A 21,342-nucleotide genomic window follows, 5' to 3' on the forward strand; every position below is an offset into this window, starting at 1 on the left:
GCCTTTCAGGGGAGAGCCAATGGCTGCAGCAATCCATCCGGTAGAGGTCCAGGCTGTCATTGACCAGCTCGCACCGCAGGAAGGCCAGGCGGTCTACGGCGTCTTCGACAAGAGCCGCGTCCCAGCCCTTCACTTCAAGACATTCACGACAAGCCACCTGAGCGCTGCCGTGTCGCCGGACTGCAGCTACCGGCTCGTCAAGGCGGCCATCGACGCCGCCACGACCACGCTGGATCTGTACATCTACAACGTCAGTGCGCAACACCTGGTCGACCTTCTGGCTGCTGCGCGGGACAGAGGGGTGACCGTTCGCGTCATGTACGACGTGATGGACACGAACGGCAATGAACGGGCCAAGCTGAATGGGCTGGGCGTCCCCCTGAAGGAAGCGCCTTCGTCGGGGGGCCGCAAGGTCTTCACGGTGTGCCACCAGAAGTTCGCGGTGATCGACGGTCGCGCACTGCTGATCGGAAGCGCGAACTGGGCGGGCACATCGATTCCGTTGTCCCCGGTGGCAGGCAAGTTCAAGAAGGGCAACCGGGAGTGGCTGCTCCATGTCAAGGACAAGGACGTAGCCGAGTGGTTCCAGACTCTGTTCAACGTCGACTGGGCCATCCCATCGATGCAGGGACCCGCTGGACTCACTGCGCAGCCAGGTGCAGGTGGACTGAACCCGCTCGACATGCCCATGCAGGCGTTCACCCCGCCGGATGAGGTATTCGACATCTTCGGTCCGGAGCTGACCTCCGAGGCGACCTTGACGCCGCTCACGTCACCCGACAACTACTTCAAGGAGGTCCTGGAGTTGATTCGCAACGCGCAATCAAGCATCTTCATCGAGCAGCAGTACATCAAGGTCGGCGGACCAAGGACGAAAGCGTTGCTGACAGAACTGGCGGCGCGTCGTGAGGACGTGGACATCCGCATCATCGTCAGCCCGGCCTTCAAGGAGTCGTGGGATGCCACCGTGGCCAGCCTGAAGGCCTTTGGTATCGATGACCGGCTGCGCGCCATGAACCTCGACTTCTACACGCACCTGCACAACAAGGGCCTTCTGATCGATCGCCGGATCTCGGTCGTCACGTCGACCAACTGGAGCGAAAACTCGTTCGAGAAGGCGCGGGAAGCCGGCCTGATCATCGAAAGCGAAGAACTCGGCGGGTACTACGGCAGCGTGTTCGACTTCGACTGGCGGATCTCAATCGATCCAGCGGATGTGGCAAACCAGTTGGCCGCGCTGGGGGCGCAGGTGGGCGCGGCGCCCGCAAACGTGACGCAGATTCACCCGGCGGACCTTCGCTGAGGAGCTTGCTAAATGGCTGCCGCCGACATCCTGCGCGTCCGCAAGGACGAAATGGGTCGGCGAGTCGAGGCCATGCCGATCGAGGTGGGGGCTTGGAGCGCGTCGGTCACAGCGGAACTGGACATGCAGCTGCACTTCTCGCAGTTGCGAGCCATCTCCACGCTGACCAAGGCGATCGTCGATCGCCAGCACCTCGAACTCGCAGCGCTTGATCCGACCGGCGATGCGGTGACATTTCAGCAGGGCTGCCTCGCTCTCTCGCGGAGCGTTGTCGCCGGTCAGGTTGCGTGGGACTTCTTCCGTGACAAGCTGGACCTGCGTCGCTCGACCTACAAGGAGCAGCTCTGGACTGCGGACACGGTGGCCTGGGATTGCCACCGACCTGTGCTTCAGGCGGCCGCCGACGCTGGGGTACTCGGGCAGGAAGAGATGCGGGAGCCGCCGCTCGTCTACCTTGGCGCCGGCTACTCGCCATTGACCTGGGTCCGGCGCAGCCGGCCGAACGACGGTCGCCGCTACGACCTGGGCGAGTCCACTGTGCCCATACCGGTGATCGAGATCCCCTGGGACCATCTGGGCAACGGCTGGGAGTTGATGTCGCTGCACCACGAGGTCGGCCACGACATCGAGGCCGATTTGGGGCTGCGCAAGCCGCTTCAGGCCGCGTTGGCAGCGAAGCTGCAGGGCAGCGGCGTCCCGGCCGCCCGCGTCTCGACCTGGCTGGCCTGGCAGGGTGAGGTGTTTGCCGACCTCTGCGCATTGCAGCTGGGCGGATCGGCGTTCACCGAAGCGCTGATACATCTGCTGCTGCTTCCGCCAGTCGACGTCACGACGCTCGACGAGAGCGATCCTCACCCGACGCCTTGGATTCGCATCCTGATCAACACGGGCTACCTGGCCGCGATGCTCCCGGCACACGCCCCACTCGTGAAGCACGCGACGGAGATGGCTGACTCCTGGAAGGCGCTCTACGGCACACCGGCCGGCTTCGATGGCTATCTGTCCGATTACCCCTTGGTCTGCGAGGCGCTGATGGACACGTCGCTGCAGGAGCTGAAAGGCGGAACGGTGCGATCATTCATGCCGTACACCGTCGCGGATGACCTGAGGATTCGCGAGGCGGCCGGGTACTTTGCGACGGGCCAGAACAAGCCGGTCGGGCTTCCACCCAGACACTGCGTGGCGGCCGCCAGGCTGGCGGTGAAGGCGCTTGCGGCGGCCGGGGCGGTTTCCAGTGAAGCCTACGACGGGGTGCAGAAGCGGATCACCAGCATGGTCAAGCAGGGGGCCGCGCCAGGCGTTCGCGGGACCAAGAGCGATGAACACGACCGCTTTGTGGCCGGGTTCGTGAAGGGGATGCTCGAATGATGTTGCGTGACTGGGACGAGGTGACGTGGGGCTTCCAGTCGTCGCGTCGGGACTTGGAAGGCGGGATGCTTGGCATCTTCCAGACCGGGAGCGACGAGGAACTGCTGGAGCGCTACCAGGCCCGCGCGAGCTTTGGAGAGTCGATCTACCTTCCGACGCCCTTCATGGAGACCGCGCTCCTGTTAGCGGGAAGCTGGCAACGCAGGCCCATTGCCGAGGTGCATGCGCGAGACCTTGGTGCCAGGATGTGGGCCAGCCTGACAGACAACCTGCGCGTGCCGCTCTCTGCCGAGAGGTCGCCGTCACGTCCTCTGCGCCTGCGGATCGCGACAACGGAGTCGGGCGTCGACGAGATTCCGTGGGAGTGGCTCACGCCCACGAGTACGCCGCTGGCGCTGCGGCCCGGATTCAGGGTCGTGCGCTCCGTGCCAGTGCCGTATCCGGAACCGCCACTCACCGTGGCGCCACCGCTGCGCGTGCTGCTGTTGACGACCAATCCGAAGGACGAGCGGTTGCTCGATTCCTATCGTGAAGTGCAGGCCATCAACCAGGGGCTACAAGGCGGTGGCTACCAGGTTACGGTGATGGACGGCACAACTCGGGACGCGCTCGACCGTGGATTGGCGCTGGAGCCGCACATCGTGCACTACGTGGGGCACTCTGCGGTAGGACAGGGCGTTGGCTACCTGATCCTGCATGACGAACGCGATGGCTCGTTCTGGCTGCCGGCCTCCGGCCTGGCCAAGATGCTGCCACCTTCGGTTCGGTTGCTGTGCCTGAGCACGTGCTTTACCCAGCCGAACTACAACGTGAGCGGCCTCCCGCGGTTCGGACACGCACCGGCAGACCTCCATCTGCCGACCACGATCGTCAACCAGTACGCGGTGACCGAGGAGGGGGCGAAGACCTTCTGGATGCGCTTCTATCCGACCTTGCTGCAAAACGGTGACGTGGTCGAAGCGGTCCAGGCGGCCCAGGCTGACGTCGCTCGGGCCGTCCCCGGGCAAGCCGACTGGGCCAGCTTCTCTCTGATCCTGCGCGATGGCGTAGGGCAGTCGTTTCGAATGTCCCCGCAGGCGGTACGCGACGAGAGCCGATTCGCCGCGGAACTGCAGGCCCAGTTCTCGGCACGGCTGGCCAACGAGCTTGCGATGCGCGTCTCGGAGCTTGGCGTGAACGCGTCCGACAGCATCCTGAAGGGTCACAGCGAGGCGCAGGCCGATTGGGCGAGCCTGCGCAAGCAGATCGAATAGGCGGCCGACATGCAATTTGAGGAGTTTCGCCTTTCGCTCATGCCCGACCTGCAGGCGCCAGGTCATTGGGTAGTGCACGTCATCTCGTCGCCCACGGCCGGGCTTGCGGGTCCCAAGGGTCCCGCAAACATCACCGTGACGCCCACACAACTGCAGAGACTGCGCAACGCAAACGGCTGGCCGGACGCCGGCGAGTTGCGGCAGATCGGCGCGGAGGTCTGGAAGTCACTGCTGCCGCCCCAGGCTGACGCCGCGCTAAGGGCAAACCTGGCGGTCATCGGGCAGAATAACAAGGCGATGCGCCTCGTCGTCTCGGTGATCGGAGGGCAGGCCGATGTGCCGCAGAACGGTGCCATCAGCCCGGACGAGATTCCCATCGAAGCGCTGTTCGACCAGGCGCTGAACTTCGTTGCGACTGACCGCAAGCTACCGCTGAGCCGCGGTGTCGCGGTCGCCCCTGATCGGCCACCCGCCAAGATCGCCGCGCCGCTGCGAGTTCTCGTGGTAGCCGCCGAACCATCCGACCAACCACCTGTCAACGCTGCCGCTGAGAAGGGCGCCATTCAGTCCGCACTGCAGCCCCTGGTGGACAGTGGTGCCGTACATCTCGAGTTGTGCGAGCCGGCCACAAAGGACGAGTTTAGAACTCGCCTGCAGAAGGGCGTGCATGTGGTGCACTTTGTCGGACACGGTGCCTTCAGGACGGTAGCCACTGATCCAACGCCGCGACCGCACCTGTGCTTTGAGGATGGCACGGCGCTGAGAGAGACGGATCCAATAGATGGGGAGCAGATGTTGGTCATGCTCCGTGCGTCCTCCGTACATCTCGTCGTGTTGACGAGTTGCCAGAGCGCCGCTGCTGCGCCGATGACGGCAGGGCGTTATGCCGCCAGTTCCCTCGGCAGCATGGCTCAGGTGCTCCTGTCCAGTCCCAATGGACCGTCGGCGGCGGTAGCTATGCAGTTCGACCTCGAGACAAACGCCGCGCAGGTGTTCAGCGGTGCGCTCTACCAAGGTCTACTGCGCAACGACTGGACACTGGACGAGGCCGTCGCAGAGGCTCGAGCCAGCCTTTCGCTGAAGTTTGGCGTCGGCCACCGCTGTTGCGTGAATCCCGTCCTGTACTGGCGCAGCATCGGCGGGAAGCTGTTCGAGTGGGAGGCATTCTCCGGGGACAGCCTGACAGATGAGCAGGTGGCGAAGCTGGCGCAGATCGACGTCGAGGAGCGCGTGCGGCTGAACCTTCTCGCCGAAGTTGATGCGCTGCCCCCGGACCAGAGAGTCGCCGTGGCGCCCATGCGCCAAGGTTGGCAAAACCGCATCGCGGAACTGGCCCAAGACCGGGGCAACATCCTTGGAGATACGTTGCGTCTGCACGGCGGGCGCGTCGGTGCGGATTGCAACGTGCAGTGCCGACTCACGCTGAAGCTGAGGCGCCCTGGGCTGATCGGTGACGTGAAGGTGCAACTGGCGCACGACGCTGCCGTCTTCGACGCTGCAGGCGAGCTGACTGGCGCCAATGTCCCCGCGGGATCACTGTTTGTTCAGGCAGGCAACGCAGATGGACGCGTGCTGCTCCTACAGAACGTGTCGAGCGGCCAGACTTTGCCTCCCGGCGAGTACGAACTGGCTCTGATCACCTTCCACCGGCGACAGGCAAATCAGGAATTGATCCATCGACTCCGCCTTGTCAACGCCGAGATCGTCTTCGACGGTGTGAAGCGTCCCTTCCGCGCGCTGGATGCGATCATCTTTGCCGAATAGCGCACGCGCAGATCGAGATTTCTAACAAGCGCTGAAGTGCTCATCGCCCCACTACGCGTTCTCAAGAATAGCCCAAGCAGATGCATGCCGGCGACATCCACGCCGTCAGCCGACACACTCGGCCGCGCAACCATCTTCAAGTGTTGGACGCCGACTGCTTGCGCTGTACATGCAGATCGCTGTCGACTTCGGCCTCGCCAATGGCTTTGGTGGGTGGACGACGGTCCGCTTCGCGGCAATGACATTTCGTGGATGTACGTCTCTTCAGGGTCGAGACCGCCAGTTCGCGGACCTTTGAAGCTGCCGCTGACCCGAACGTCGTCGCGCACCTTGACGGCCCCCGGTCGCCATTTCCGCTGAAGGGCTGGTCTTGGAAGTGCAGCGGCCATTCCACGATCAATCGGTCGAATGACAGCCGCTCCAGGCAGCGGTCGCCGGGCCGCAGAAGCCCAGCGACTGCAGCCAGCCTGAAGCCGTACGAAAAGGCCTCCTCAATACACCGCCGCCCCCGCCACCTGCGCCACCGTCTGCGCAAACTTCGCTTCCGTCCCGGTCCCCAGGAACACCAGCGCAAATGGCTGCAGGTTCTGTTGGTTGAACGGGTCCGCCGGGAATGCGTCTGCTGAGACCTCGACTTCGTAGTCGCCTTGGGCGGGGTTCTCCAGCACGACCTGCTTGAAGGTCTGGATGTCTTCGTGGGCGTCTGCGGGGACCGGGGGCGTGGCGATGGGGCGGGAGAGGTGGGTGCGGGTGGCGGTGGTGTCCCAGAGGTTGCCGCGGTATTCGGGGGTGCCGCCGGGGGCGCGCACGGTGAGGTGCAGGTGATTGACCAGGCTGGGGCCGGGCGGGTCGGTCCAGTTCAGCGTGACGCGCAGCAGCGCGGTGCCGGGCGGCAGCGTGAAGTGGTAGCGCACGCTGCGGCCGGGGCCGAGGGCGCAGTCGTCGCGGGCGTGGAAGGTGACGGGCAGCGCGGGGGCCAGGCTTTGGCGCAGGTTCACGCGGCCCCAGCCGTAGCCGGCGGCGGTGTCGGGCAGCGGGCCGGGCGTGATGTTGGTGGCGCCGTTGACCAGCGTGGCGCGCAGCAGTGCGGCGCTGGGCAGGTCGTAGGCCAGCCGTGTGGCGTGGCGGTTGACCAGGGTGGCCATGTGGCGCAGCTTGCCGGCCTGCTCTTCGGTCCAGGTCAGCAGGAAGACGCGGCCGTTCCAGACCAGGCGATGGTCGCGCACATTGGCGCCCGGGGTGCTGAGGCCGAGGATGGCGGCCGGTGCCGGCGCGCTGAGCCCGGAGGCAGGCAGTGCCGGCCTGGGGTTGGGTGGCGGCTGCGGCACGTTGACGCGCCGGCCGTTTTCGTCGAGCACGCTGAAGTAGAGCCGGCGCGTGGTGTCGGGCTCGATGCCGATCCAGGCCAGGCCCCAGCTGGGGCTCCACTCGGGTGGCGTGAGCAGCACCGGCGGCGGCTCGCTCCAGGCTTCGTGGGTGTAGGTGCTGACGAGTTGCGGCTCGACCGCGTCGTGGCCGGCGCCCCAGTCGGGCATCGCAGCATTGACCACGGCAAAGTCCTTCACGGACTGCATCACGCCGGGGATCGGCGGGTTGCTCATGGGCACCCCGTTGCGGTCCAGCCGGCTGAAGCGGATCTCCCAGTTCGCGCCGGCAGTGGCGCGGAACTGCCAGGCCGCGGCGTATTCGCGGTTGGCGTTGCTGGCATCGGTGGGCCGGCGCGCCACCACGCCGTTGCGGGCCTCACCCGTGGTGGCACTGAGCAACTGCTCGACGCCTGCCGCCACGCCCGCAGCGTCGAACTGGCGGCTCAGCACCTGCACGTTGGCACCGCTGGTGCGGTGGTAGATGGCGGTGGCCTTGGCCTCGCTGTTGGCGAACTGCCACCACTGGTGCGCGGCCACGCCGTCGCAGCTCAGCAACTCGGCTGGCGCGCCCACCGCCTTGCCGGCGGCGTCCAGCTGCTGCTGCCGCAGGTGCAGCACGCCTTCCTGCAGGCTGCCGTAGGCCACCAGCACGCCAAAGGCCGGCGGCGTGAGCATGCCAAGCTGCGGCGTGGTGCCGTCGTGCAGCGCCACGGTGTCTGCCAGCGCCGCGCTGCCGGCCGCGCCGAAGCCGGGCACCGGCACGCCGTCGGCGTCGGCCAGGTGGACGCTGATGCCGGCAATCATGTCGTTGACCACCGCCACGCACCGGTCATTGCCGTTCCACAGCAGCTCCGCACCGGTGGGAATGAAGGGCCAGGGCCGCTCGCGCAGGCCGTCCACGCCGTGGCGCGCATCGGGCAGGCCATCGGCCGTGAGCCGCAGCCACTGCAGCCGCGCGCCGATGACAGGGCCTGGCACCAGCCGCAGGAAGTCCCAGCTGGCCCCCGTCCACACGGCAGACAGCGGGTGCAGCGACGCATTCGCATGTTCGGCCAGCGTGGTCGTCACATAACGGCCGCTCTTCTGCCACGGGGTGGACGGATCTTCCTGCGCCTCGAAGGCCTGGCCCTTGGTGAGGTTCAGCGCGTAGACGCCCATGCGGTCGGCGTTGACCTCGTCCGGGTTCTGGTAGACCAGCACATGGCCTTGCGCGTCGGCCAGCACGGCGTGGCCGTTGGTGTCGCCCGGCGAATCGGTCAGCCGCAGCACGGCCCGGCCGGAGGCCGCGTCCATGGGGGTGCGGCCATCGGGCACGGCGTTGGCGTCCAGCGTGGCCAGGTAGAGGTCGATGCGGGTGTCCTGGCTGTCGTCTTCCCAGGTCAGCAGATAGCCGCCGTCCGGGTGCAGCAGGATCTGCGGGCGCCGCAGGTGAACGCCAGCCGGCAGGGACATGAGCAGCTCCGGCATGCCCAGCTTGGCGAGCTGCGGGCCCAGCCGCTGCCGCCACAGTTCGCCGCCCGCGGCATTGCGCGCGTCCACCCAGACCAGCAGGTATTCGTTCTTGCGCCCGTCCCACACCAGGCTGGGCTCGCGGATGGCCTGGGCCTGGTCCAGAACCGTGAAGGCGCTGGCGCCCAGGGCCTTGCCGTTGGTGCCGAACTGCCTCACCTGCAGCTGGAAGCTGCTGTCGTTGAGCACGCTGCAAAAGGCAAAGCGGCTGCCGTTCCAGCTCAGCGGCTGCTGCGGGCCGATGGCGTCGCAGTTCATCAGGCTGACCGCTGCCGCGTCCACCGCGGCGCCGGTGTCGGCATTGAAGCGCTGGAACACCACGCCCTTGTCTGCGCTGACCGGCCACAGGCAGACCAGCTGGCTGTTGACCGCCAGCAGCGCGGGCGGCACGGCGTCGGTGCTGCGGGCTGCCGGGTCCAGCGTCACCACGCCTGCACTGCCAAAGGCGGCCACCGGTGCCAGCTTGCGGTCGTAGCACGAGAGCCGCAGCTTGCCGTCGGCATGCCGGTGCAACAGGTAACTCTTTTCGCCCAGCGTGGCCACCTGCAGCGCAGCGTGCTCGCCCACTGCTGCCTGCAGCAGCACCGGCGCAGCGTCCACCGGCGCCTGGTGGCGGCCCACGCGCAGCGCGACGATGCGCTTGGCATCGGCCGCCAGGGCCGGCGTGGCCCAGGCGAACAGCAGCCCGTCCGGATGCGGGGCGAGCGACGGCCGGCTGGCGAAGACGGGTGGCGGCGCAGGGGCGGCCGGCAGCGGCACGCCCTCCAGCAGCAGCGGCCGGCGCATCTGCGCATGGCGGGTGCGGTAGTACTGGCGCACCAGCAGCGCCGCGCCGCTGACCATGGGCGTGGCCATGCTGGTGCCGTGGAAGACCTGGTAGAGATTGCGGTCCAGCCCGGCCGCCAGCATGGTGTCGAAGTTCTGGAAGTAGAACGGGTCGTTGAACACCGGGCCTTTGTAGGGCACCGGCGGCGGCACGCCGGCCGCAGGGGGCGGCGGCGGGGGCGCAGGCGGGGCGGGTGCAGGCGGCGGCGGCAGGGCCGGCGGCCGGGCCACCCATTGCGAGCGGGCCGACAGGATGTTGGTGCCGGGCGCGACCAGGTCGGGCTTGACGCGCAAGGTGTTGACCAGTGCCGGCGTGCGGACCTGGCCGCGGTCGCTGAACAGCGCGATCTCGTCGGCGTTGTCGGACATGCCGAAGGTCTTCAGGCCGGTGCCGGCGGCAATGTCGAATGCGGTGTTGTTGAACTTCGGGCCGAAGTAGCGGCGGTAGTCGTCGCGCCATCCGCTGTCCACCCGCAGGTTCTCGGAGGCACCGATGGTCAGCACGTTCTTCGCCGTGGCCTCCAGCTTCAGCGTGCTGGCATCCAGCACGCCGTCGCCACCGGCCGCGGTGTCGGACTCGTCGTTGCCGGCCGCGAACAGCACCAGCACGTCCGGGTGGTCGAAGCACCAGCGGTCGACCGGGCGGGTCTCGTTGTCGGTGTAGCGGTTCTGGTTGCCGGTGTTGAAGGAGGCACCCCAGGAATTGTTGATCACCGAGGCGCCGTTCTGCGCCGCGAAGTCGAAGGGCACGCGAGGGTCTCGCGGCAGCTGGCCCTGCGTGGCCGGGCGCACTGCGGCGGCCAGCGGCCCCAGCCCCACCAGCGCAGCGCGCGGCGCCATGCCGCGGGCCTGGCCTGCAGACTGGCTGCCGTCACCCACGACGATGCCGGCCACGTGGGTGCCGTGCGGTTTTTCGTCAGGCACGGCGCCGGCCACCAGCGGCGCGCCGTGGTTGGCCAGCAGCCGGATGTTGGCCGCCAGTTCGGGGTGGAAATTCGTCAGCACCGCGGTGGCGGGCGGCGTGGTGCTCGCGAAGGCGCCGATGTCGAACCCGGTGTCGACCACCGCGCCAATCTCGCCCAGCCCGTCGAGGTTGACCAGGAAGTTGACCGTGCCCAGGTCGCGCACCTGGTTGGCGCCAATGATCACGCCAGCGTTGTGGTTGCACACCGCCGCGAGGGACGGCGGGCTGGCGCTGAACAGACCCGGCACCGACAGCACCGCCGCCCCTGCCTCCGGCGCCACCTGCAGCACAAAGCCTTGCGGGGCCGGGCTGACGATGGCAGCACCGGCTGCCTCCAGCGCAGCGCGCAGCGTCTCGGGGTCCACGCCGTCGAAGCTGCGCACCTGCAGGTTGCCCTCGGGCACCGAAGCCGGCAGCGCCAGCGTCATCGCGGCAAAGCCGGCCAGGTCCAGCGGCGCCTGGGCGCCGACCAGCGCCAGCGTGGGCACATAGGCCGGGTGGAACAGGCCGGCAAAGGCCACCTCCGGCAGCGCGCGCACGGCTTCGGCCACCGCGGCGCTCATGCGCCAGACACCGGCTGCCGCCGCCAGCGTCTGCACCGGCTCGGCGCCGGCCAGCGACAGCTCGGTCAACCAGCTCTTGTCGGCCGGGGCGACAAACACCACCAGCCAGTAGGCCGGGGCATTGCCGGCGGGCACGGCTGCACTCAATGCGGCCGGCGGTACCGGCGCGTCACCGCCAGGTTTCCAGGCCAGCGGGCCGAGCTGCAAGGCTTCGGCCTCGGGCGCGGGCTGCACCGACATGCCCTGCGCCACCAGCGTGGCCACCTGCGCCTCGTCCAGGCTGACCCAGCATTGGCCGCCGGCCTCGCGCAGCACGTTGACGCGGCTGTCGAGGAAGCTGCGTTGCTCGGGCGCGCGCTCGGGGTCGAAGCGCACGAAGGCTTGGATGATGGCCATGGGAGCCTCTGCTTCTGGACGCTAGTTCTGGACCATCGGGTCGATGTCGACCTTGCGGCCGCTGGCCGGGCGGCCAGGCGACAGGATCTGCGCAATGGGCAGGCCCTCGTCTTCACCGAGCAGGCGTTCGACGCGCAGGGCCAGCTCGGCCGTCAGGTTCACCGTGGCCACCGTGCCGTTGACCGTGCCGGCCAGGAAACTCAGCTTCTTGAAGCTGCCAATGGCCTGGTAGCTGCCGCCGTTGAAGGCAAAGCCGGCTTGCTGGCGCAGCGTGTCGCGGTTCAGCAGCAGCACCGCAAGCGAAAGGGCGGCCACCTGCGCCGCGGTGTCTTCGTCGGCCGCGCTCAGGCTCAGCGTGGCCTGGTGCAGCAGCTTCAGCGACGAGCCCGCGGCGACCACGCCGTAGTGCACTTCGAGCTGGTTGAAGCCTTCCAGCTCGCGGCCGGGGCGCGGCAGCACGCTGAAGGCCTTGGCGTCGGCCAGGTCCCAGCTCAGCTCGGTGGGCGACAGGGGAATCAGGTCGCCCACGGCAGAGCGCAGGTAGACGCGCTTGGGGCCGGGGTACGGCGGGCGGGTCAGCGCGTAGGGGCCGGTGGGTGCGTCTGGGTCGAACGGAAGCAGGTCCACCGCGTCTTCCGGGCCGGGCTCGCCAGCGACCGGGTCGGCCGAGTTCGGGTCGAAGGTCCAACTGTCCAGGCCGTAGCTGGTCTGCACGCCGCCGTCGCCAACAAACAGCGCCGGCAGCGAGTCGCCCAGCAAGGCGGTGATGGCGGTCTGCAGCGCGAGCAGCATGGCAGTGGCCCGGGGCTCAGTGCGCGGGTGGCAGGGCCGCAGCGTGGCCGTTGACCGGCGGCGTGCTGGCGGCGATCTCGCCGGCCACGACTTCACCCGCCTCGACTTCATCGCCCAGCGTCTCCTGCAGCACCTGCACCGCGCCGCTGATGCGCAGCAGCGTGGCGCGCAGGTTCGCGGCCTGGCTCTCCAGGCCCTGCAGGGCTTCCTGGCCCTTGTCGTATTCGGCGCGCAGCTCGGCGAGGCGCTGGCGCAGCTTGGATTCGATGTCGCTCATGATTCAGGTTCCTTATTTCTTGGTACGGGCCGCAGCCTTCGGAAGTCCGGTGCCGGAGACCGCACCGGTGCGCACCAGCGCGACCGGGAAGCTGGGCTGCAGCGCGTCCACTTCCTTGATCGTCCTGGCCTTGTCGATCTGCGCTTCGACGCGCTTGACCTCGTCGCGGAAAGCGTTGACGGTGGCCTTGATGCCGGCGACGCGGGTCTCGTCATAGACGCCCAGGCCGATGTTCAGCAGCTGGTAGTCCGGCACCAGCTTCGAGCGCTGCGCCAGGGCATCACCAGTCAGCAACTGCTTCTTGCGCTCCCGGGCCTGAGCGAGCGTCTCCGGCACCGGCTCGGCCGGCAGCGGTGGCGCATCGAGGTCAACCACCACGCCGTCCCTGATCTCGAAGCGGGCGGGCACGTAGGGCAGAGGGGCCCGGCCGAAGACCATGGTCTTGGGATCGAACCCTGGGAAAAGTTCTTCCGGCTTCAGCTCCCGGCCAGCGTCCACGTTGACCTGGAACAGCACTGCGTGGCTGCGCTTGTCGATGATGATGTTCATGCGATCTCCCGGTGCTCAGAGTTCGACGATCTGGATCTGGCGCGAATCGCCGTACCAGCAGCAGTACAAGGTGCCGGCGGTGGTGGCCCATTGCACCGAAATCGTGTGATTGCCCGCGCCGAGGTAGACCATCGTGGCCAGCGTGACGCCGCGCAGCTCCCAGCCGTTGTTGTTGAACTCGTGGCGGGTAACGTCATACACGCTGCCATCGACCAGAAGCCTGAAGTAGCCGGCGACATTGGCAGGCCCTTGGGTCTGCACGCCGTTGATGAACACGTGGATCTGGAACCACCTGTAGATGTTGGCCGGCACCGTCACGCTGGTCTGCATGTTGGGCACGTCCACATAGCCAGTGGACGTGGTGTTCGTCGAGTTCGTGGCGCGAACGATGCTGCGAATGCTGGTGTCGAAAATGCGGCCTCCGGCATACACCGCATACGATGTGGCACCAATCACTTCCAGCCCATAGCCGATGGAAGTTGCGTTCACGTAGCAGGCCGCATAAGTCTGAGGCAAGCTTCGCACGCCAACTGTGCCGGTGTTCGTGTCCGTGGTCAGCGACCAGCCCGCCGTGGTGCCGTACAGGCCCACGGTGGTGTCGCCCGCCATGCCGATGAAGGCTCGGTCTGCAGCCGGCGTGGTCTGGTAGAGCCACAGCCCGGCACTGCCGCTGGCGCCCTGGCGCAAGCGGATGCGGTCCCCAATGTCCACCTTCAGCTCGGTCGACGCCACGCCGATCGCGACATTGCCGCTGCTGTTCCAGCTGAGTGCGACCTTCTGCGTTCCGCCCGCCTGGGTCCCCAGCGCGCCACCGGCATTGCCCCAAAGCACGGGGCCGTCGGGATTGGTGCTGGCAAACAGCTTGCCGGTGCCGAACCAGCCCAGCCCGTGGAAGGTGTCGTTGCCGGCGCGCAGCATCAGGTTGTTGTCATTGAGCGCCAGGGTGCCGGCCACATCGAGCTTGGCTGTGGACGTGGCCACCGTCTTGCCGACGGCCAGCGTGCCGGACACCGACAGCGAGCCGGTGATCGCGTCACCGGCGCGTTCGACCTTGGCGGTGTCCAGGCGCTTGGTTTCGACGACGAGGTCGTTCCAGTCCTTGGACTTGAGCGGATCTCCGGCGCTCTTGGGAAATGGCAGGTCGGGCGTGAAGGCCATGGGGCGTCTCCTGAAGGTGCATTGCGGCCAAGCGGGTCACGTCAGAAGACGATGTCCCAGATCAGCGTGAGCTTGAAGGTGTTGGCCTTGGTCACGGCGTCGAAGACGACGCGGTTGTAGATCGTGCCGCCGGTGGCCGCGGTGAAGATGCCGGCCTCGCGCAGCGGCTCGGCGCCATTGGCTTCGCCGAAGTCGAAGACGGTCTGCAGGCTGACCTTGATGCGGCTGATGCCGCCGTCGACGACGTTGCTGTAGACCGGCGCGGCCACCGGGTTGCGCGCGCGCTCGGCCACCAGCTTCAGGTCGCCGTCGGCCGGCGCGGTGAATCCCGTCCCCACGCCCATGTGGCTGACGATGGCCGGCGGTGTGCCTGGCACGCCAGCAAAGCGCTGCGCCACCAGCGCCCTGCCCGCCTGCACGATGCGATTGGCATGGCTGCGGTCGAGCAGGATGCTGCCGTCCCGCGCCTGGGCAATCAGCCGCACCCGGCCTTGCATGTTCATGTTTTCCTGCATGGTCTTGCTCCGCTGTGTCTTGTCTATAAGAAGCCGAACGCGCCGTCGAAGACCGCAACGTTGTAGACGCCGCCAATCACGAATCGCTCGCTGGCGTCGTGGTGCTCGGACTCGCTGTCCAGCGCGCCAATGGCCAGCGCCTCGCTGGCGTCCTGGGTCTCGGTGTTGCGCTGGTCCAGCAGCGCGCTGAACTGTTCCTTGGCCGCCTGGTCTTCCCAGGGCTGGCGCTCGCTGGACTCGAACGGCAGGTTGATCGCGTACTGCACCATGCCGCGCACGCCGGCTGCGCGGCTGTTGTCGACCACGCGCTGCATGGCGTCCAGCGACAGGCCCTTGAACAGCTTGAAGCGGTCCTCGTAGCCCGTACCGTGCAACAGCCGCTGCACCGCGGCGCTGACGAAATACGGCACGATCACGTCGAACACCAGCGGCTGCAGGCGCAGCCACTGCATGCGCACCGAAAAACCGGCGCTGTCGAAGGTCTCGTCGCGGTCGAAGGCCGAAGCGTCGAACACCGCGCCGCGGGCAGCCTTGAAGACCCACTTCGACGCGCCCGAAGGCACGGCGGGCAAGGCAGGCGGCGACACGCCATCGAGCATCCTGAACTGGCTGCTGACGTCGGTGCTGGCGATGGACGCGCTGAATTCGGCCACCGTCGAGCCTGTGATCACCAGCGCCTGACCCTGAGGCACCTCAAATGCCGCGTCGGCCACCACGCCAGCGCCGGTGTCCTGCAGCGTGATCGACAGGCCGCGGCCGCCGCCCGGGCCGAAGGTCCATTCGATGCGCGGCGGCATGGGTTCCACGCTGCTGAAGTCCAGATTCAGCGTCGCCGTGCTGCCGCCCACCGTCGGCAGGCTGCTGCCCAGCACCACCTCCAGCTTGGGCGCGAACTCCTCCACCTGTACCAGCTGCGACAGCCCGGCAATCAAGGCATCCGTGGCGCTGCTGGTGCCGCTGCGCGACTCCAGTTGCTGCCTGAACAAGGCCAGGTCGTAGGGCAGACCCAGTGCGGCGCGCACCGCGCCTTTGACCGCCTCCACCGTGCCGCCGCCGATGAAGGACGAGACGGTGGACTTGACCAGCGGGCGGAAGGTGTCGTCGCCCTCGGGCGTGCCGTTCGGCAGCAGCCGCCGCGCCACGCCCAGCAGCGCGCCCAGCCCGTCCAGCCCGCCGCCCTTGGCGTAATCGATCCAGTGCGACTTCAGCAGGTCCTTGATCGACGCATCGGCCTGCATCAGCTCGGCACCAAGCGCGTCCAGCACGGTGTAGAGCAGCGAGCCGTCCTCGTGTGCCGCGTAGACGTCCGGGAACAGCGCGACGAGACGATCCGTCTTGAAACTCATCTTGCGCTCCGCCTGTTCACGCCAGGGCCAGCGGCGCAGGGCCGCCGCGCATGCCAGGGTAGGCTGAGGCCTGGACCATCACCTGCAGCGATGCGGCTTCCAAGCCGGCAAGGCCAGGAATGCTGATCGTCGCGAACGTGGCCGCGGCGCTGCTGGCATTGGTGAAGGTGACGGTGCCTGTGGTCTGCCCAACCTGCTGCAAGGACTGGCTGGGCGCCGCGGTGGGCCGGCCGCGCACCGAAACCGTGAGCGCCAGCTTGAAGTTGCGCAGCGTCACGGGCAGATCGGCGTCATCGCGGATCGCAACCGTGCAGGCCAGCGTGTTGCCACCGGTGAGCTTGGCGTTGCTCACCGCCAGGGCCTGCAAAGGCAACACCGAAATCGCGCCTTCATCGGGCCGAACCTGCGCGCCCGGCTGGATCAGGAAGGGATCGGTCGTGACCGGCACGCCATCGGCATTCAGCTGTGCCTCGCCCACGTCCGCCAGCCCGGCGACCTGGAACACCAGCGAGGACAGCTTGCGTGCCGACACCGGCTCGCCAATGCCCAGGCCGTTCAACGCCTTGACCACCGCGGTCTTGTAGCGCGCAAAGGCTTCCTTGCCGGCGCCGGCCACGTCCGGGATGACCAGGAACTGGCCCGACAGCGTGACGGTGGAGACCTTCTTGACGTTCGCGCGGATGCCGGCGGCGCGCGTCTTGTCCACCGTCGCCTTGACGTCATCCTCGATCTCCGGCTTGCCGGTGGAAAACAGCACCCGGACCTCGCCCAGCGGGATCTGCGAGTCGACCGAGAAGTCGCTCACCTCAACGCTGTCGACCCCGTCGATGCTCAGCACCGCAAAGCGGATCGCGTTCAGCGTGGCATTGCCGGCGCGCTCCAGCGCGTGCTTGGCGCGCTCGCGCAGCGGGTCGTCGGCCTCGGCCGCTTCGCCGCCGGTCAGTGGCTTGGCATTCGTCACGCCGCCGTCCACGCCGCGAGGCGGCGTGGGCATCACCGTGAGGCTGTCGGAGCCGAGGTTGCCCTCGGGGCCGTTGTCCAACGCGATGACCGGCACCGTGACGTTCGGCGCCTTGGCCAGGTAGCTGACAACCACCGTCGAACCCACGGGCGGCGCGGCGGCCAGCGTCACCGTGAGCCCGTCGGCGCCAAAGGGCTTGCCGAGCGCGCTGTCCACCGTGACCAGGTTGCCGGCCACGCCCTTGAGCTGCACGCTGGCCAGGCTGGCAATAGCCTGCGTGACGTGCAGCACCTTGGCCGCGGCGAAGTTCTCGACGACGACGGCAGGGATCACGCCGGCCGTGGTGACCTTGAAGAGGCGGCCGCGCGCATCGGCCACGCGCGTGGCCAGCGGGATCATCACGTCGTTGCGTGGCGCGCGCTTGAGCGAAAACGTGACCTCGCCTTGCGCCGGCAGTGCTGGGTTGCGCACGATGCCCAGCAGCGCCACCACGTTGTCCAGCGCCACGCCTTGCGCATAGTCGATGAAGGCGCGTTGGAAGGCCTGGTCCATCTGTTCGTACAGCAGCTTCAGCTCGCGCGAGACCGCGCGCACCAGCGTGCCGGCCACGCTGCCGGCGTTGAAGTCGGTGATGCCCGAAGGCAGGTCGCGGTAGCTGTAGCCGACGGTCAGGCGCGAGTTGTCGTCCGGGTACCAGCCCGGCGGAGCTTCCTCGCCGGGATAGCCTGGCGACCTGTTCCAGACCAGTTGGCCGACCGAGTAACGGTAGTGAACCTCAATGTCGAACACCGCCGGCTTGCCGCCTGCGAAGCCCGTGATCTGCGCGGCCAGCCCGCTGACGGGACCTGGTCCCCTGATCGGATAGCTCAGGGAGTCCGTCTCGGCGTGCCCGACAAAAATCAGCTCCAGCGTCGCCGGCTGCGCCACGCCCAGCAGCAGGCTGTCCTGCAGCGACTCGACCAGCGAACCGTAGGGCCGCGAGAAGGGGTTGCCAACGTCGACGATCATGTAGTCTCCAACGCGAGGTCGTGGACCAGGTTCAATGGCTGCGAGGCCTGGAAGAGCTGCACCAGCAGCGCCAGCCGCAGCACCTGGCGCTCGCCGGGAATGCGGACGATGTCGACCGACAGCACCTGCTCGACCCTTGGGTCGGCCTGCACCGCGTCGCGCGCAAAGACCTGGGCCTTGAGCCGCGTGCGCGCCAGGTCCGGTTCGCCGATCAGCTCGTGCAGCCGCGAGCCGTAATCGGCCCAGCCCAACGGCGCCAGCTCGCCCACGCGAACCCGCAGCCGCATCGTCAGCGCCTGCACGATGTTGTCGTTGCCGATGGCCAGCGCCAGGTCGCCACTGCCGCCAACCACGCCCTGGAACGTGAAGTCGGCTGCGCCGGCCACGTCGCGAAGTGCGAGGTCGGTGCCGAAGAGATGGGTTGCGGGTTGGGCCATGCTCAGGCGCTCAAGGTGATGTGCCGGGTCACGGTGACGGTCTGCCCGCCCGCGCTGGCTTTCAGCAGCAGGCGGTAGGCACCGGTGCCGAGGTTGACGGGCAAGGGGCCGGTCTTGCGCAGCCAGGTCTTGTCGTTCTGGCGGAAAAACGGCAGCGCGGGCAGGTTCAGCGCGATGTCGGCGCTGTGCGCGGCGTCAGCCGGGCCGTCCGGCTCCAGTCGAAGGCTGAGCAGCACGCCGTTCAGCGTCTGGTAGTCAGGGTTGACGACCCAGGTGTTGGCCGGGCCGGGCTTGAGCCAGGGGCCGGGCGCGAGGAAGTCGATCGTCGCATTGGCTTTCGAGAGGTTCAGGCCGTCGCTCGCCGGGTTCAGGAACTGCCCGCCAGCGAGTTGGTGCACCACGCAGGGCGTGGGCGCCGCGGGTGGCGCGCCGCCGGCCAATGCAGAGCGGGTGATGGCCTTGACGGATGCCAGGTCAATGCCTTCGCGGTCCGTCGCGGCCAGCACCAGCGCATGGCTGCCGAACTCGCCCAGCACCGGCACGGCGTGGCTGAGCGCAGCCAGGCTGTGGTCCAGCGGGTTGATCTCGGGCTTGGCTTCGGTGGCGGCACTGTTCAGCGACGAGAACCACTTGAAGAACAGGCCCGCGGTGTTGCCCACCGCACTGCCGGCCAGCGTGACCGGACCGATCAAGCCGGCGCCGTTGGCCGGTTGGGTGATGGTCAAGGTCACGTCGGCCATGGTCATTGCCCGCTGGACGTGAACGACGCCGAACCGCCGGACGGGAAGATCACCGCCTGGTCGCCGACGATGTTGATCGGGATGCCGTTGATCATCGCCGGGCCGCTGCCGGGCAGCATCATGCCGGGCCACGGTGAGCCGGCCTGGCCCTGCATCACCATGCCCAGCGCAACGATGGCCTTGTTGTTGACCTTCACCGTCTGGTTGAAGCTGCTGATGATCCACACCGTGGGCTGCGGGAAGGCGGGCGACGCGGGTGGTGGCGGCAGCAGCACCGGTGGCGCGCCATTGCACTGCGGCGAGTCGCCACCGGTCACGACGACCAAGGCCTGCTTCCCGCCGACCAGCAGCTTGCCGCAGCTGAAGCTGAGGTTGCCGCGCAGCATCACCGGTCCCGAGAGCTTGATGTCGGCCATGAGGGTTGCGCTCCTGGGTCACGCCGAGATCTCGGTGCCGGAAATCTTGATGCCGGCGATCTGGTTGCCGTCGCTGTCCACGGTGATCTTGCCCTGCACATGGGCGTCGCCGGTGACGGTGAGCGTCTTGCAGTCGATCTTCACGTCCTTGCCCTTGGCCAGCAGCGTGATGCTGCCGGCAGGGTCGATGGTCAGCACGAAATCGTCGCCGGACTTCAGCTCGATCAGGCCTTGCGGGTCGATGCGGAAACCAGCCTTGCACTCGCTGTTGTCCTCGGGCTTGGTCACGTCGCGCTGCAGGAACAGGCTGCCGTCTGCCGCCATGCGCAGGTGGTTCAGCGTGCCGTCGGGCAGGCGGTGCTCGAACAGCACGTCGCTCTCCTTGAACAGCGGCGCGCGTTCCTGGTCGTGATAGAAGCGGCCGCAGATCAGCGGCTGCTGCAGGTCCATGTCCAGGAACTCGACCAGCACCAGGTCGCCCACGCGCGGCGGCGCGGCCACGCCCACGTGCGGCACGGTGATCGGCACCTTCGGCAGCTCCAGCCCGTCGTGCTTCAGGCGCACATCGGCCTCGTAGTTGTTGGTGTCGGAGTCGCTTTCATGCGCGCTGATGGCCGTGACCGTGGCCAGCTGCGGGCCGCGGCGCAGCGCCAGCTCCTCGCGCACCAGGCGGCGCACCATGTCCAGCAACTCGTTCATTGGAAGTCCCTCCGCACTGCGTGCTTCGGGATGAGCGCTTGGGAGCGGCCCGGCGCACTCATGGCTGCGGCTCCGTGGCCAGCGTCAGCTCGGTGACAAAGCCATCGCGCTCGCCGAAGCGGTGGCGCAGCGCGGTGATGGTGCCGCTGGCGTTCAGGCCGGCCTCGGGCGCGTCGCTGGCGCTCATGACGTCGCCCAGCTCCAGCGCCGGCATGCCCAGCACGCTGAGGCGGATGGCCGCTGCTCGGCGTGCGAAACCGGCCGCATAACCGGCGGCGAAGCGGCCGGCCATGTCCTTGGTGCGGGCCGCGGGGTCGGTGATCAGCCACTCGTCGCCGCTGCCGGCGGAGTCCTCGTAAGCCGTGTCGGTGGCGGTGAGCCAGAAGCTCTTGTCCTCGCCCTGGCCGGACATCGGGCTCTCGCCGCCGACCGTGACCTGGCGTGCAAACGCAGGCTGCAGCGTGGCCTCGGCCGCGAGCAGATGCTTGCCATAGGCCAGCCCACCACCACCGCCCAGGCCCAACGCACCAGCCGCGGCACCAACTGCACCGGCCGCCGCACCCACTGCACCGCCAAGGCCACCGCTGCCCAGCGACGCAGCAGCACCCACGCCGCGGAAATTGACCTTGCCCTCGCGGTCGCTGAACAGCGAAAAGCCCAGCCGCTCGGCCAGGCGCCGCAGCTGCGTGTGCGCGCCCTGCCGGCGCTCGAAGGCGTAGCGCGCCAGCGTCACGCCGTCTTCGATCTGGCCGGCTTCCAGCGCGGCCTGGCCAATCAGGTCGCGCACGACGTCACCGGCACTTTGCTGCTGGTAGAACGAGGCCACGCGCAGTTCCACCAGCGACAGCAGCGTGCCCACGCAGACCAGCTGGCAGCCGCCCAGCCGCGGCCGCAGCTCGGCCACGCTGCCGGTGAAGACACGTTCCAGCCCGTCCTCATCGCCCAGGTCCAGCGTCACCGGGTCGCCCACCGCCACACCACCGCTTTCGGCCAGCAGCACGCGCAAGCCGTCCAGCGGCACGTCCAGGCTGCGCTCGACGACAAAGCGCGAGGGTGCAGCCACCGGCGCGCTGCTGTCTGCGCTCAGGCTGCCAGCGGTGAAGGCGAAACGGGGGTTCAGGCCAGCCATGTT

17 protein-coding genes are annotated in these 21,342 nt (G+C 67.9%); 4 read left to right on the forward strand and 13 right to left on the reverse strand.

What is annotated here, in order from left to right; genetic code table 11:
- The first annotated feature begins 19 nt into the window (after positions 1 to 19).
- The 4 genes from AC3WR5_RS24440 to AC3WR5_RS24455 are packed head-to-tail and all read left to right on the forward strand — an operon-like array spanning position 20 to position 5,688.
- Entirely contained in the window at positions 20 to 1,303 is a 1,284-nt protein-coding gene (locus tag AC3WR5_RS24440; RefSeq protein WP_492487814.1) for a phospholipase D-like domain-containing protein, read from the forward strand.
- A gap of 12 nt (positions 1,304 to 1,315) precedes the next feature.
- Positions 1,316 to 2,671 (forward strand): hypothetical protein, encoded by a 1,356-nt coding sequence (locus tag AC3WR5_RS24445; protein ID WP_492487815.1) that lies wholly within the window; start codon positions 1,316 to 1,318, stop codon positions 2,669 to 2,671.
- Positions 2,668 to 3,924, forward strand: coding sequence for a CHAT domain-containing protein (locus AC3WR5_RS24450; protein WP_492487817.1), 1,257 nt, complete (start codon positions 2,668 to 2,670; stop codon positions 3,922 to 3,924). The genes AC3WR5_RS24445 and AC3WR5_RS24450 overlap by 4 nt, the downstream gene beginning before the upstream one ends.
- Before the next feature lie 9 nt (positions 3,925 to 3,933).
- Complete coding sequence (locus AC3WR5_RS24455; RefSeq protein WP_492487819.1) at positions 3,934 to 5,688, forward strand: CHAT domain-containing protein; 1,755 nt, start codon at positions 3,934 to 3,936, stop codon at positions 5,686 to 5,688.
- A 491-nt stretch (positions 5,689 to 6,179) separates the two neighbouring features.
- On the opposite strand, the gene AC3WR5_RS24460 is transcribed toward AC3WR5_RS24455, so the two are convergent.
- Genes AC3WR5_RS24460 through AC3WR5_RS24520 form a run of 13 tightly spaced genes read right to left on the reverse strand, consistent with a single transcriptional unit; the run spans position 6,180 to position 21,339 of the window.
- On the reverse strand, positions 6,180 to 11,312 hold the full coding sequence (locus tag AC3WR5_RS24460) for a S8 family serine peptidase (RefSeq protein ID WP_492487820.1): 5,133 nt from the start codon (positions 11,310 to 11,312) through the stop codon (positions 6,180 to 6,182).
- Positions 11,313 to 11,333: 21 nt separating this feature from the next.
- The gene (locus AC3WR5_RS24465; protein ID WP_492487822.1) at positions 11,334 to 12,104 is read right to left on the reverse strand and encodes a hypothetical protein; all 771 of its coding nucleotides are present in this window, start codon (positions 12,102 to 12,104) and stop codon (positions 11,334 to 11,336) included.
- A 16-nt stretch (positions 12,105 to 12,120) separates the two neighbouring features.
- Positions 12,121 to 12,381, reverse strand: coding sequence for a hypothetical protein (locus AC3WR5_RS24470; RefSeq protein ID WP_492487824.1), 261 nt, complete (start codon positions 12,379 to 12,381; stop codon positions 12,121 to 12,123).
- Between the two features lie 12 nt (positions 12,382 to 12,393).
- Positions 12,394 to 12,930 carry a hypothetical protein gene (locus tag AC3WR5_RS24475; protein ID WP_492487826.1) on the reverse strand — a complete coding sequence of 179 codons (537 nt, stop codon included), beginning with the start codon at positions 12,928 to 12,930 and terminating at the stop codon, positions 12,394 to 12,396.
- A gap of 15 nt (positions 12,931 to 12,945) precedes the next feature.
- Positions 12,946 to 14,088 carry a hypothetical protein gene (locus tag AC3WR5_RS24480; RefSeq protein ID WP_141287788.1) on the reverse strand — a complete coding sequence of 381 codons (1,143 nt, stop codon included), beginning with the start codon at positions 14,086 to 14,088 and terminating at the stop codon, positions 12,946 to 12,948.
- Positions 14,089 to 14,129: 41 nt separating this feature from the next.
- Complete coding sequence (locus AC3WR5_RS24485) at positions 14,130 to 14,591, reverse strand: hypothetical protein (RefSeq protein WP_492487828.1); 462 nt, start codon at positions 14,589 to 14,591, stop codon at positions 14,130 to 14,132.
- Between the two features lie 35 nt (positions 14,592 to 14,626).
- Positions 14,627 to 15,949, reverse strand: coding sequence for a hypothetical protein (locus tag AC3WR5_RS24490; RefSeq protein WP_492487830.1), 1,323 nt, complete (start codon positions 15,947 to 15,949; stop codon positions 14,627 to 14,629).
- Between the two features lie 16 nt (positions 15,950 to 15,965).
- On the reverse strand, positions 15,966 to 17,918 hold the full coding sequence (locus AC3WR5_RS24495) for a baseplate J/gp47 family protein (RefSeq protein ID WP_492487832.1): 1,953 nt from the start codon (positions 17,916 to 17,918) through the stop codon (positions 15,966 to 15,968).
- On the reverse strand, positions 17,915 to 18,355 hold the full coding sequence (locus AC3WR5_RS24500; RefSeq protein ID WP_141287784.1) for a GPW/gp25 family protein: 441 nt from the start codon (positions 18,353 to 18,355) through the stop codon (positions 17,915 to 17,917). Before AC3WR5_RS24500 ends, AC3WR5_RS24495 begins: the two co-directional genes overlap by 4 nt.
- Positions 18,356 to 18,357: 2 nt before the next feature.
- A complete protein-coding gene (locus AC3WR5_RS24505) occupies positions 18,358 to 19,095 on the reverse strand; it encodes a hypothetical protein (RefSeq protein WP_492487834.1) in 738 nt (245 codons plus the stop codon).
- A gap of 2 nt (positions 19,096 to 19,097) precedes the next feature.
- Positions 19,098 to 19,511 (reverse strand): hypothetical protein, encoded by a 414-nt coding sequence (locus AC3WR5_RS24510; RefSeq protein ID WP_492487835.1) that lies wholly within the window; start codon positions 19,509 to 19,511, stop codon positions 19,098 to 19,100.
- Positions 19,512 to 19,529: 18 nt separating this feature from the next.
- Positions 19,530 to 20,210, reverse strand: a complete 681-nt coding sequence (locus AC3WR5_RS24515; protein WP_492487837.1) for a hypothetical protein — start codon at positions 20,208 to 20,210, stop codon at positions 19,530 to 19,532.
- A 58-nt stretch (positions 20,211 to 20,268) separates the two neighbouring features.
- A complete protein-coding gene (locus AC3WR5_RS24520; protein ID WP_492487838.1) occupies positions 20,269 to 21,339 on the reverse strand; it encodes a hypothetical protein in 1,071 nt (356 codons plus the stop codon).
- Between the last annotated feature and the right edge of the window lie 3 nt (positions 21,340 to 21,342).

This window comes from Ideonella sp. FW305-24 (assembly GCF_058788035.1).

Bases quoted from the DNA above. Each gene is read 5' to 3' on its own strand.
- AC3WR5_RS24440 (WP_492487814.1), top strand. From the start codon at position 20: ATGGCTGCAGCAATCCATCCGGTAGAGGTCCAGGCTGTCATTGACCAG.
- AC3WR5_RS24445 (WP_492487815.1), top strand. From the start codon at position 1,316: ATGGCTGCCGCCGACATCCTGCGCGTCCGCAAGGACGAAATGGGTCGG.
- AC3WR5_RS24450 (WP_492487817.1), top strand. From the start codon at position 2,668: ATGATGTTGCGTGACTGGGACGAGGTGACGTGGGGCTTCCAGTCGTCG.
- AC3WR5_RS24455 (WP_492487819.1), top strand. From the start codon at position 3,934: ATGCAATTTGAGGAGTTTCGCCTTTCGCTCATGCCCGACCTGCAGGCG.
- AC3WR5_RS24460 (WP_492487820.1), bottom strand. From the start codon at position 11,312: ATGGCCATCATCCAAGCCTTCGTGCGCTTCGACCCCGAGCGCGCGCCC.
- AC3WR5_RS24465 (WP_492487822.1), bottom strand. From the start codon at position 12,104: ATGCTGCTCGCGCTGCAGACCGCCATCACCGCCTTGCTGGGCGACTCG.
- AC3WR5_RS24470 (WP_492487824.1), bottom strand. From the start codon at position 12,381: ATGAGCGACATCGAATCCAAGCTGCGCCAGCGCCTCGCCGAGCTGCGC.
- AC3WR5_RS24475 (WP_492487826.1), bottom strand. From the start codon at position 12,930: ATGAACATCATCATCGACAAGCGCAGCCACGCAGTGCTGTTCCAGGTC.
- AC3WR5_RS24480 (WP_141287788.1), bottom strand. From the start codon at position 14,088: ATGGCCTTCACGCCCGACCTGCCATTTCCCAAGAGCGCCGGAGATCCG.
- AC3WR5_RS24485 (WP_492487828.1), bottom strand. From the start codon at position 14,591: ATGAACATGCAAGGCCGGGTGCGGCTGATTGCCCAGGCGCGGGACGGC.
- AC3WR5_RS24490 (WP_492487830.1), bottom strand. From the start codon at position 15,949: ATGAGTTTCAAGACGGATCGTCTCGTCGCGCTGTTCCCGGACGTCTAC.
- AC3WR5_RS24495 (WP_492487832.1), bottom strand. From the start codon at position 17,918: ATGATCGTCGACGTTGGCAACCCCTTCTCGCGGCCCTACGGTTCGCTG.
- AC3WR5_RS24500 (WP_141287784.1), bottom strand. From the start codon at position 18,355: ATGGCCCAACCCGCAACCCATCTCTTCGGCACCGACCTCGCACTTCGC.
- AC3WR5_RS24505 (WP_492487834.1), bottom strand. From the start codon at position 19,095: ATGGCCGACGTGACCTTGACCATCACCCAACCGGCCAACGGCGCCGGC.
- AC3WR5_RS24510 (WP_492487835.1), bottom strand. From the start codon at position 19,511: ATGGCCGACATCAAGCTCTCGGGACCGGTGATGCTGCGCGGCAACCTC.
- AC3WR5_RS24515 (WP_492487837.1), bottom strand. From the start codon at position 20,210: ATGAACGAGTTGCTGGACATGGTGCGCCGCCTGGTGCGCGAGGAGCTG.
- AC3WR5_RS24520 (WP_492487838.1), bottom strand. From the start codon at position 21,339: ATGGCTGGCCTGAACCCCCGTTTCGCCTTCACCGCTGGCAGCCTGAGC.